This window comes from Clostridium sp., from assembly GCF_016650035.1.
Lineage (GTDB): Bacteria > Bacillota > Clostridia > Clostridiales > Clostridiaceae > Clostridium_AD.
This window is the reverse complement of record NZ_JAENWM010000106.1, coordinates 1-11,412: the sequence shown is the minus strand read 5'-3', so window position 1 is coordinate 11,412 and position 11,412 is coordinate 1. Positions and strand designations below refer to the sequence as shown.

12 protein-coding genes and 1 pseudogene are annotated in these 11,412 nt (G+C 30.9%); 3 read left to right on the top strand and 10 right to left on the bottom strand.

All coding sequences use genetic code 11. The features are described from left to right. Nucleotides 1-517: 517 nt before the first annotated feature. The 4 genes from JJD95_RS17835 to JJD95_RS17820 all read right to left on the bottom strand — a co-directional run bounded on the left by JJD95_RS17835 (nucleotide 518) and on the right by JJD95_RS17820 (nucleotide 3,887). Nucleotides 518-1,873, bottom strand: coding sequence for a YjiH family protein (locus JJD95_RS17835; protein ID WP_291644489.1), 1,356 nt, complete (start codon nucleotides 1,871-1,873; stop codon nucleotides 518-520). Between the two features lie 236 nt (nucleotides 1,874-2,109). Then, nucleotides 2,110-2,355 carry a hypothetical protein gene (locus JJD95_RS17830; RefSeq protein WP_291644488.1) on the bottom strand — a complete coding sequence of 82 codons (246 nt, stop codon included), beginning with the start codon at nucleotides 2,353-2,355 and terminating at the stop codon, nucleotides 2,110-2,112. 36 nt (nucleotides 2,356-2,391) lie between these two features. Beyond that, a complete protein-coding gene (locus JJD95_RS17825) occupies nucleotides 2,392-2,727 on the bottom strand; it encodes a hypothetical protein (protein WP_291644486.1) in 336 nt (111 codons plus the stop codon). 41 nt (nucleotides 2,728-2,768) lie between these two features. Further along, on the bottom strand, nucleotides 2,769-3,887 hold the full coding sequence (locus tag JJD95_RS17820) for a hypothetical protein (RefSeq protein WP_291644484.1): 1,119 nt from the start codon (nucleotides 3,885-3,887) through the stop codon (nucleotides 2,769-2,771). Between the two features lie 280 nt (nucleotides 3,888-4,167). On the opposite strand from JJD95_RS17820, the gene JJD95_RS17815 reads away from it, so the two are divergent. After that, on the top strand, nucleotides 4,168-5,235 hold the full coding sequence (locus JJD95_RS17815) for a hypothetical protein (protein WP_291644482.1): 1,068 nt from the start codon (nucleotides 4,168-4,170) through the stop codon (nucleotides 5,233-5,235). 216 nt (nucleotides 5,236-5,451) lie between these two features. Then, nucleotides 5,452-5,676 carry an LPXTG cell wall anchor domain-containing protein gene (locus tag JJD95_RS17810; protein WP_291644480.1) on the top strand — a complete coding sequence of 75 codons (225 nt, stop codon included), beginning with the start codon at nucleotides 5,452-5,454 and terminating at the stop codon, nucleotides 5,674-5,676. Between the two features lie 155 nt (nucleotides 5,677-5,831). On the opposite strand, the gene JJD95_RS17805 is transcribed toward JJD95_RS17810, so the two are convergent. The 4 genes and pseudogenes from JJD95_RS17805 to JJD95_RS17790 all read right to left on the bottom strand — a co-directional run bounded on the left by JJD95_RS17805 (nucleotide 5,832) and on the right by JJD95_RS17790 (nucleotide 8,164). Next, the gene (locus tag JJD95_RS17805) at nucleotides 5,832-6,281 is read right to left on the bottom strand and encodes a hypothetical protein (RefSeq protein WP_291644478.1); all 450 of its coding nucleotides are present in this window, start codon (nucleotides 6,279-6,281) and stop codon (nucleotides 5,832-5,834) included. Between the two features lie 30 nt (nucleotides 6,282-6,311). Further along, a pseudogene (locus JJD95_RS17800) lies at nucleotides 6,312-6,769 on the bottom strand (class I SAM-dependent methyltransferase). Nucleotides 6,770-7,038: 269 nt separating this feature from the next. Beyond that, entirely contained in the window at nucleotides 7,039-7,458 is a 420-nt protein-coding gene (locus JJD95_RS17795; RefSeq protein ID WP_291644476.1) for a hypothetical protein, read from the bottom strand. 376 nt (nucleotides 7,459-7,834) lie between these two features. After that, nucleotides 7,835-8,164, bottom strand: coding sequence for a DUF3784 domain-containing protein (locus tag JJD95_RS17790; RefSeq protein WP_291644474.1), 330 nt, complete (start codon nucleotides 8,162-8,164; stop codon nucleotides 7,835-7,837). A gap of 393 nt (nucleotides 8,165-8,557) precedes the next feature. On the opposite strand from JJD95_RS17790, the gene JJD95_RS17785 reads away from it, so the two are divergent. Beyond that, nucleotides 8,558-9,559, top strand: a complete 1,002-nt coding sequence (locus JJD95_RS17785) for a YhdH/YhfP family quinone oxidoreductase (protein ID WP_291644472.1) — start codon at nucleotides 8,558-8,560, stop codon at nucleotides 9,557-9,559. Between the two features lie 154 nt (nucleotides 9,560-9,713). On the opposite strand, the gene nfsB is transcribed toward JJD95_RS17785, so the two are convergent. Both nfsB and JJD95_RS17775 read right to left on the bottom strand, forming a co-directional pair. Further along, on the bottom strand, nucleotides 9,714-10,367 hold the full coding sequence (gene nfsB / locus JJD95_RS17780) for an oxygen-insensitive NAD(P)H nitroreductase (RefSeq protein ID WP_291644471.1): 654 nt from the start codon (nucleotides 10,365-10,367) through the stop codon (nucleotides 9,714-9,716). 75 nt (nucleotides 10,368-10,442) lie between these two features. After that, a complete protein-coding gene (locus tag JJD95_RS17775) occupies nucleotides 10,443-11,033 on the bottom strand; it encodes a TetR/AcrR family transcriptional regulator (protein ID WP_291644469.1) in 591 nt (196 codons plus the stop codon). Nucleotides 11,034-11,412 lie beyond the last annotated feature (379 nt).

The following is an 11,412-nucleotide window of genomic DNA, read 5'->3' as shown; positions in this document are numbered from 1 at the left end:
TTTTTCTAAAAGTTCCTGCATCTTGTAGGCTTGTTTGCTATGCCTATTTTTATTACTAACTACTCCCTGAACATAAAATTTATAGCGTTATAATAATTCTGTACAAAATCAAGTTTTACATATTAGTTTCCGTGACTACTCAATTAATCATATTTACTACAAGCCACTATGCCTTTAGGCTAGTGGTAGTTGACTTTTCCCTCAGCACTAGTTCGCCTGTATTTCCGACATACTGAATTTTATTCTACAATAATTTAATTATATCATAGCTTTAAATAAAATAATCACTTATGTTTTTTTATAAAAGTAGAAGTAGGGTTCTTTTGCCTATCCCCCCCGAAAAGGTATATTAGTGTGGAATTTCTACTTGCAGTCTATTGAATATCCCATATAATAGGTGTCCGAAGCGACCCCCTTCCATTTAATTGTTGCTAAGAATTCCAATAAAAATAAGCTCCTTTCAGTGCAATGCACTAAAAAGAGCTTATCCAAAACAAAATATAAAGAACGTTATTCATTAAAACGATATTACACCTAAAGCAGCTAAAATATTTGTTATAACTATTAATAACGGGAAAGACATTGCAGTTCTAAAAAGAAATACTTTAGTTACATCCCAAAAGCTTAAACCAATTTTACTTTTAACTAAAACCATTCCAGTTTCAGACATAAATACTAACTGGGTAAATGCTAATACACCAATAAAAAATCTTGAGGCTTCAGAAACCGATGTACTGATAAATAAAGCTGGCAAATACATATCTGCAAATCCAGCAACCGATGCTGGTGCCATGATTGTCGCTACTTCATTACTATACCCTATCCAAGTATAGAAATATACCAGTGGTGCACTAATGATATTGAAAAACTGGGTATATTCTGCCACTACCAAAGATAATGTTCCAACCGCCATAATAATAGGTAAGAATCCAACGTATATGTTAACAATACTTTTTAACGACTGAATAATTACTTCTCCAATTTTGGCATCTCCTGCCTGCTTTATTGCAGATTCATATGAATACTCAAAAACAGTTTTATCTTTTGGAATCTCAATTATACTCGGAGTTACCCCTTCATCATAAGTTGGTGGAAATTTCTTAAGTGCCATTCTAGATGTAATAAAAGCCACTATAACAGTTACTAATGCAATAGATCCATAAAATATCGGGAAAATATGCGCAAACCCTAGCTCTTCAGCTACTGCAGAAGCAAATGCTATACCTACAATAGAAAAACTGGTTGCAATTATATAAGCTTCTCTTCTATTATAGTATCCTCTTTGATATTGGGTATCCGTTACCACAATACCAATTGTACCATCACCAACAAAGGATGCAATAGCATCGATAGTTGAATAGCCTGGTACCTTAAACAACTTTTTAACTATAGGACCTAATAAAATACCTATAAATTCAACCATACCAAAATGTGTTAATAATGGAAGGGCAATAATAGCTACAAAGAATGTTATATAAAGTGTGGTTAAAAGACCACCAGCTCCTGCCATCAGCCCGCCAGTACCGCCGTCTAAAATCATAGCTGCAAACTCATAGTTTTGAAACCAATTATTAATCACCATAAGGTATAAAAATGATCCAACTACCCTTAATACAACATTTAAAGGTGATGCTTTGAATACAGAATTAACATACCCATTTTTTGAAGAATAAAAGATAAAAAGCATAGTTGCAATTAACACAACCCATGCACAAATAATAGTGAAACCAATAAATGAATCAAACATATTGTCTGTAACAAAATTTAATATGTGGGATATAGCAATTTTACTTTCTCCATTAATATTAATTGGTATTAGAAAAAAAATAAATCCAAAAATAGATAAAAATACAAACTTTAACTTATTTATCATACTTACAAACCTCCATTATGTCTTAACTACGATGCACAATTTCTAGAATAACATATGTCCAAAAGTGTTGCAATAGGTTTTTGCATATTTAGTCGGTATTTTGTATATTTAGTCGATTTAATGTATATTAGAAAGTAAAACTTGTCCACATACGTTTCCAAATTTTACTACGGTGTCGTACCAGCCAACCATAGCCATCAATCTAACAAAACCAATTAATGTTAAAATTATGTAGGTTACTCTTCTGAGGAGTGCAGGTTTAGTAGGAAAAGCCCGTGTTTTCCAATACTGCCAAGTCCTACTTTCTCCGCCAAAAGAGGGTAGTTCACTTCGCCACCAACGGCAGGCCCTGCTTCAGTTTTATAACCACGTTGTTTTAGAAAACCAGTAAAATTATCAAAAGCTGGAACAGTTTTGTTGCCAATGGAAACAACGAAAAAGCCGTGAAGTAATTCACAGCTTTTGTATTTCTGCTTTTCCAATAGCTACACAAGCTCAATGAAAAGGAATTATTTGATTTATTTGATTTTAGTATCAATTAAATCCCTTGCATTATCAAGTAACTTAGAAGGTACATATATATCGATGCTAGAAGTACCTGTAAACCCATAAATACCATCAATGCCTTGGCATTTTTTTAATGAGGGTATACCAAAGGACGTTAGTTTTGATTGAATTATTTTTGCATCAAAATCCTGACTGACAGATATAAGAAAGACCTCAATGTCATTTTCTGTTATTTCTTTATTTTCTTCTTTTTCATATTCAATCATTTCTAATAATTCACTTCCACAGTCGCTACAATTTGTAAATCCCTCACGATACTCACATTTACATTTTGGACACCATAACATAATAACATCTCCTCAAAATAATTTTGATTTGTAAAATCTTATTACTTTAATATTGCTTCATAATTGTTTTTTATTATTTCAAATACAACCTTATTAAATCCTGATTCCAATCTTAGTATAGGAAAGCCTTTTAATGTATCATTTATAATTTCCATTATCTCTTCTAAGTCAATCTTAGGTACCTCATAATTATACCCCTCTAATATTGGCTTATAATTATTTCTTGTAAATGCTGTTGAATACCATGTATTTTCTAAACCACTATTATTAAGAACTCCTGATAAGCCTAAATTATTATCAAAATTTGGTGCAAGTCCTACTGGTTCTCCATCTTTTCTTAATATTCCAAAGTTAAATGTATGTCTATCTATGTTATAGCACAACGCATCCATAAATGTAATATTCAAGAAATCTTCTATATAACCAAGTTCTTTTATAATATTTATAGAATCATCTATTTCCCAATAATCGCGAACAAAGCTGAACATTGGCTCGAAGTCAACTTCTCCATTATTAGTAAAGTCTTTGCACTTAACTAATGCTCCATCTTCAATAGCTTCATATTTAACAGCATTGAATCCAAGTGTAATAGCAATGTTTCCTATTAATACTTCAGCGAAATTCTCTTTGTAAGTACCCTTTTTTATCATATACCAATATCCATCAATAAGCTTCCAGCACTTTTCAAAACTTCCTATGTTGGTTAATTCAGGACTTATATCTACATCATTAAATTTTATCTCTGTAGCATTACCATATAAAGCAATAGTATTTAGCCCATCAGATAACCTACTTCTCACTTCATTATAGGTTATATCTTCATCCATCCACTTTAGCCAATAACTGTCTGTTATACATATAGCTCTAGCTTTAATAACTATTTCCTTAGGAACCTCTGATCTGACACTTAATCTACGCCTTACTTGCCTTGAATTTGTCCTATTGGTGTCTATTACTCTAGTTTGTAGCCATGCTTCTAAAGAACCTGCATTCTTATTTATCATTATTACTGGTAATAAATTATCATCCAACGACTTTACAAACTCTGTGTCTTTTATTTCAGCTACTCTTTTATCCTTGTACATCAAATACCCAGTAAAATTATTTTCTTCTTTCTTTGCATATTTATTTGCTATGTTTATCAAATCTGTTGTATTCATATATTCCCTCCTTTCCACAATTTAGTATATATCACATTCCCTTTATTATATATTATAACCAAGCTTTATATTTTAAACAACGGCTCATAAAAATCTTCTACTCATTATACTGTAAATTTTTAGGTATTGACAGAATTTCCTTTATTGGGCAGGGAGATCCTTAAGTACTGATTACTATGGCAATGTAGTAACAGGTTACTATGGTAATCCCTACGGTGATAACTATGGATATTTTATCGTTATTAACAATAATGGTGATACTTTTGGGACATCTGTCCCAATGGCACAAACCATGGTAGCAAATACTTCAATTAATTCTACTAATGGAGATGTATTATTTCTTTATGAAAGCGATGGAAATATATATCTTAGAGTTTCTGGAGATAGGCTCGAAGGGTATGATTTAAATGTTTCTAATAGTAGTTTATATTTTGATTCAGATAATGACCAAAATACAGCCTCTGTGTCCGTAACGTCTATGGCAACAAACCCACTTACTATTAATAGTATAAATATCCAGGGAGATTTTAGTTTAGATAGAGCTGCTATAGGAAGTCAGATGATAAATAACCAGATAGCAGATATTAATGTAACTTTTACTCCTACACATACTGGTACAAGCACTGGTAAAATTATTATTAACTATGGAAGTCCTGCAGAGGAAAAAATTATTAATCTTACAGGCGTTAGAGCAAAAGAAATAGATTCTACCCCACCAATCTTTAGTGTTTCAGGAAATCCAACAACATGGACAAATAGTAATGTTACACTATCTGTTTCTGCGTCGGATACTGGTTCTGGGCTAAATACCGGTGGTGCTTATAGTTTTGATGATGGGAAGACTTGGCAGGAAAGTAATAAAAAAGTCTATGATCAAAATACTGATGGCATAGTAGTAAAGGTTAGAGATGTAACAGGAAATATAGCAACTTATGAGACTATAAATATAGACAAAATAGATAAAATTAAACCTATAATTACTGGAGCTAGCGATTCTACTAGTTATTTCATTGGAAGGGTGATAAAGTTAAATGATACTTTTGGTGAAATTGCTGAAGCAACATACAAAAATGGCACAAATACTGAAACTTCATTTAAGGACTCAGATTTATTTGAAAAAGCAGGTAAATATACTTTAACATTGAAAGATAAAGCTGGAAATTCACAGATTTTATCATTTGAAATAAAGGAATTACCTAAAGCCCAGGATGTTGTGTATACAACAGAATTTAAAGCACTGCTTGATGGTATAAGAGCCGAATTTGATAAACGTAATGATATGCCTGAGGCATATAAAACAGCAACTGAGATTAAAATAAAAGCTTTAGAAGATGATATTCTCAGATAATAGAAGATTCGAAAAATGTAACGCTTCATGATAGTAAAAATGATGTAACAGTTACAGGTATCGATGGAACTTCATTTACACCTGATGTTTACCTTTTAGTAACTCCAATTATAGGGAGTGGCACTAGTACTACAAAGTTCAATAGTGCGTTAGTTATTGTTGAGAGTGCATCAAAAGATGATCCCACGCTTGAAGGAAAAAAACTTCTAGCACTTTATGATGTATCACTATTTAGTATTTATTACATCTCATTTCAGTGACTATGGTATTGTTGGAAAGGTAGCTGAAAAAGCGGTAGTAGAAAAAATGCCTAAAACAGGTTCAGTAATTGATTCAAATGTATTAATAGTTGGAGGTATTCTTTTATTCCTTATGGGAACAGCTCTTATTGTACGAAAAAGTAGGAAAACCAAAAGAAAGCATAGTATTTATAAAATGTGAGAATTTCCATGGAGGATTTGCTTAAGACAGATTTATATAATTAGCAAGTGGGACGCTTAACACCCCACTTAGGTAACTGTGACTTAGGAAAAACAGTAAATTATTAGTTGGAATTTAGAATGAGCATCAGTGGCTGGAGTAGTAGCTATCGATGCTTATTTTATTTTAATTATTTCACCAGGTAAATGTTCTAGCAACAAAGTAATAATTCTGTCGTAATCCTCTTTTTTATAATAATGAATATTTTCGTTTAAATTGCGTGTAATAAATGAAACCTTCACATAATTTCCAAGAGATACTTGTACATTTTTCAGGTTATCCCATCTTCCAGAACGAATGCCACGTATGACATTAAAACCTTTGAGAGTAATTCCTTTTCTAGCCCATGACAAAATTAAAAAGGCTGCTCCTAAAATCCCTAGTATGATATGAACCCATGTTTTAGCGTATAAATAAGTAACCCCCAGTATGAACATACTACCGATTACTATAAATATAATTTCTACAGTTTGTTTCCTTGCTGGAATGATCAAATCTCTTATGTCATTTAAACAATCTAGAATAGCTATAATAAAAAATACAAATATTAATCCACCATAAATCATATTTATCCTCCTCTAAATTTCCTACCATCTTTATAGTTCTTTCTTACATTTTACAATTATAAATTTTATTGGAGGTTTATTTTCCTTGTTCTTGCTCGGCTCGTCAATTTCTGAAAACTCTATCAGTCCATATTTATAAACTTATTTCTCTCACCATTATTCAATAAGTGGATAAGAGCATAGCAAAATATACCGTCATAGAGTTTGTTATCAAAAGGCATGTCAGTTACTGAACCATGAAAAATACTAATATCAAGCCCGTTTTTCCTCGCCAAATCAATCGCTGTTTTCGAAATCTCAATACCTGTTACATTTATTCTATTGTCAATAAAAACCTTTGCATTTCTGCCATATCCAATACCTGGTACCAGTATGTCCTTAACATTCCTTTCAATAAAAAAGTCCTTTGTCAAAATTGCGGAGTCTGAAGGTTCAAATCCCCACATCGTTTGTTTTTCTATAAAACTCGATTCCCAGAATTCCGTCATATCTCCATCTCCTTTATGTTTTATTCTAAATAGGATGTAATTATCTTTTTTATAATAACCAACCCGCCAATAATTCGCATTATAACCTACCAATTTAATAATATATTACCATAAAATATCACTAAAATAAAGATTATGCTATTCCTAACCTACATATATTTGATAAAATAAATTTACTTGTCCCAAAAATAATAATAATATAAAAAGGCGAGTAATCATCGGCAATATACTGCCAATTACTCACCTTAAAAATCCTTCACTTTTAATAATTATTTATATTTTTCAATGTATTCTAAAAGTGCCATGCTAGCCAAATCTATGCTTTTATATTCTTTATAATTCTCTGTAAACTCTTTGAATTGCCCCAAAACATCTGAATACAATCTGATAGTAGCCGTAGTCTTGAATTCTCCATTAGTAATATCTTCATTAATCTTTAACTCTTGCGTTTGTGGTACATCAATTATAATTTTATAATCTGTTATTTCAGTTTCCGTTTCAGCTTCAATTTTATCTGATACTTTTTTCTGTTCTTTTATAAATTCATAAGCTGAATCAATAGCTTCCTCTATGCTATCCGAATTAAAGCTCGCACAAGGTATTTCATCATCTAAAGTTAAACAATATTTAGAACTTGATTGGATTTTCACCTTATACCCTGCTTCTATAAGTTTTTCTAACTTACTCATATTTCACACACCTTTCATTTTTTCAGGCCTCTTTTAGAGTTACATTTTTCAGTTTACAATCTAATACCTATAATTTTATTATGCCATAGTTTACTATATATTATGTTATTAAGTTAAGTCATCTAAATACCATTTAATACTATTAATTAATATATAGGAAGTCCAATTAACAAGGAGTGCGTTGGCTTCAGTATCTTAATAAATACATCAGTTAAGCATTTAATTAAATTCTTGCTAAATTTTACAAGATTCTAGTTAAATTTAAATAAATTTAAATAAATTTAACTAGAATCTTAATATGCGAATATATGTTCGTATAGTGGTAATAATATTATTTATACTTAGGAGTGTTAATATGAGTTTTAAGACCGCATAATCACTTTTTTATTCTACATTTTTTATCCATATCATACATCATTTTTATAATTCCTATTAAGTAAATAACGACCTGTGCAATAGTTATATAATTATAAAATTTGCTGTTAAAAAAAGCGCCACCAACCCCTATAAGAATAGTTAATAGGCCAGTATACAACATATCTCCGCCTACTATCCTTGATACTTTATCTTTATCGTATTTTTTCGCATCAAATCCATTCAGCATATCTCCTGCATTTTGACTTTTAATTACCCATCCTAAAAATGTAAACATCCCTCCCATAATTAATGTAATTATAATTAACCCATATACATCCATACTTTTCATATAAAACCTCCTGCATTTTATTATTGTTATATTATATTAATTACTATTAGAATTAAGGCTATTTATGTGTTGAATATGGTATGTATCTTTAATTCTCTTCAAATCTCAGCAGCTTCCTCTTTTCTCCCATTAGCATTTTAACTTTCCATTACATGCACTCTATCCATTATACCTACATTACATGCAATTTGTTGCAAATCAAAAAAACTAAATCCTGATATTACTTAAATAATAACCATCTTGCCTTCTAAAACTTTTAAAATTAAATTATATATTTAGTTATAGTATTGTATAAATTAGAAAGCAATTGTTAAAACTATATTTTGACATAAAGCTATATTTTTACTATAATCAGTTTTATATCATACTATATTTTACAAAGGAGTTTTTGAAATGAATAACAATGAATTTAGAGCAATGCTCATAACAGAAACTGAAAACAAAGAATTTAAAAGAGAAATTACAACTAGACACATAAATGATCTACCAGAAGGCGATGTAATAATAAATGTAAAATATTCTTCATTAAACTATAAAGATGCTCTTTCCGCTACAGGAAATAAAGGAGTAACTAGAAATTATCCACACACACCCGGAATCGATGCTGCAGGTATTGTAGCCCAGAGTAATAATGATAGTTTAAAAATTGGAGCTGAGGTACTTGTAACAGGGTATGCATTAGGAATGAGTACATCAGGTGGTTACAGTCAGTATATTAGAGTCCCTGCGCAGTGGGTAGTAGAACTTCCTTCAAATCTTTCTCTAAGAGAGAGTATGATATATGGTACTGCTGGATTCACTGCGGCACTATCAGTTTGTAAATTAGTCAATTCAGGTGTTAAGCCTAGTGACGGAGACATATTAGTAACCGGATCAACTGGCGGCGTTGGAAGTATGGCCATTTCAATTTTAAGCAAGATTGGTTATAATGTCACTGCTGCTACAGGAAAAGCTTCTGAAAAAGATATGTTACTTGGAATTGGTGCAAAGAACATAGTTGATAGGAATGAAATAGATGACACTTCTGGGAAAGCACTCTTAAAGCCTAGATGGGCTGGAGTAATAGACACAGTAGGTGGAAATATATTAGCTACAGCCATTAAAACAACCAATTATGGTGGTAGTGTAACTTGTTGTGGAAATGTTGCATCCGCTGAATTAAAAACGACAGTTTATCCCTTTATTTTAAACGGAATCTCATTATTCGGAATAGATTCTGGTAAATGCCCTATGGATATTAGGCTACAGATTTGGAATAAATTATCCTTAGATTGGAAGATTATTGATTTATATACTAATGTGAATGAAGTGTCTTTAGAAGGATTAAATAGTGAAATTGATACTATACTTACCGGAAAACACAAAGGTAGAACTATAGTTAAGCTCGATTTATAGATTGTTAAAAGCTATGAATCAATAGTGAATTGATTCATAGCTTTTAATTTAGAATAGAAGCAAGTAATTCTTGAATATCCATATCTGTTATTATGGTCTTCTTAAGCACAGTAGTTTTTCATTCTTTCAGAATGTTTCTGCTATAATTCATCTATTAGATCATAGTAATGATTTCATCCTCTTTTAATCTTGACTTAGGTAATTCAGCATTAAAATCTTTATCACTGCGATAACCTAACCCAACTATAGCAATTGCAGTGTATCCTTTTTTACGTAAACCTAACTCTTCATCTAAAACTTTTGCATCAAAACCTTCCATTGGTACAGCATCAATGCCAAGAGCCGCAACACCTAATAAAAGATTACCAATGTTTAAATATACTTGTTTTTCCATCCAATGTTGTAAATCTTTCGAATCATAGCGATGTATATTTACAAATATTGAACGTCCCATATGTTGATTATCCTTAAATTTTTGCCCGGTAAAACGACCATCAGTATCCTCTTTTTCTAATACATGAAGTAAATAGTCCTCATCCATATCAGTTTTGGAACAAAATACAACAACCTGAGATGCATCTAACACTTTAGCTTCATTAAAACTAAAAAAGCCTTGAGTGCTTTTACTAATTTGTTTTTTACCTTCATCTGTATTTGCAATTACAAAGTGCCATGGTTGCCCATTAACACTAGATGCACTAAGTCTTAAAAGAGCCTTGATTTTGATAAAATCTTCATTGGAAATTTTCTTTGTAGAATCAAACTCCTTTACAGAATAACGTGTGTTTAAAATTTCAATTAAGTTCATATTCTTTTCCTCCTCTTATTTCTATATCTTTTTTATTATTTGGTCATTATCATTATTTTATTATAAAAACAAATTTTATTTTGTTTTTAGGAATACCTCATTCAATACCATGTAGAACTCTTCAAGAGGTTCATTATTTCTACTTGATTTCATTCTTACTAAGGCTCCTTGCCAACTATTGGCTATTGCATCTGCCAAAATTAAAGCATCTATGACTGGTTTAAATGACTGGTTCACTTCTGCTTCTTTAATACATTTAAGAATTTTACTGGCAACCTCTTGATGTAGTTCATTAGTCACATCTGAAACATCCTTATTCACATCCGCTAATTCCTGAGATATATTTCCAAGAAAACATCCTAATTTAAATCCCTCATTTCCCATATTGTCAATATTACATCGATAAAACTTCCTAATCCTATCTAATGGCTTTATTTTTGTGTCTTCTAAAATTAGAAAATTATCCGCACCTAATTCATTCATATAATATCTCAAAGACTCAATGGCATAATCCTCCTTAGATTTAAAATAATTGTAAAATGAACCTTTAGGGATTTTTGCTGCATCAACCAAATCTTTCACACTTGTGGCATTATAACCATTTAAGTACATGACCCCTATAGATTCTTCAATTATTCTTCGTTTCTCCAAGGTTTTGCGATTCATGTTCTTACCTCCCTCTATTTAATATCAACATACGATTGAGAAGATTTCATATTTCTTGAATTTCAACTTGTAATTACAATATAAATATATTCATCTTAATAGTAATTATATGACCAGTCGTCTTGAATGTCAATATTTATTTAAAAATCTAACCTTTCACCTTCATCTAAATCTTAAATATACAATCAACTAAATTTTTTAAAAACTCTTGTTTTTTAAGACGACTGGTCGTATAATATATTTGTACTTAAGTTTCATAAGTTTCGTATAGAAACGTCAAAGTATAATAAATGTTGTATAACAAAAGGAGTTATAATATGAATTTAACAGAAAAACTACAATCTCTTTACAATAAAGGAATTGATCAAACACCTAAAGA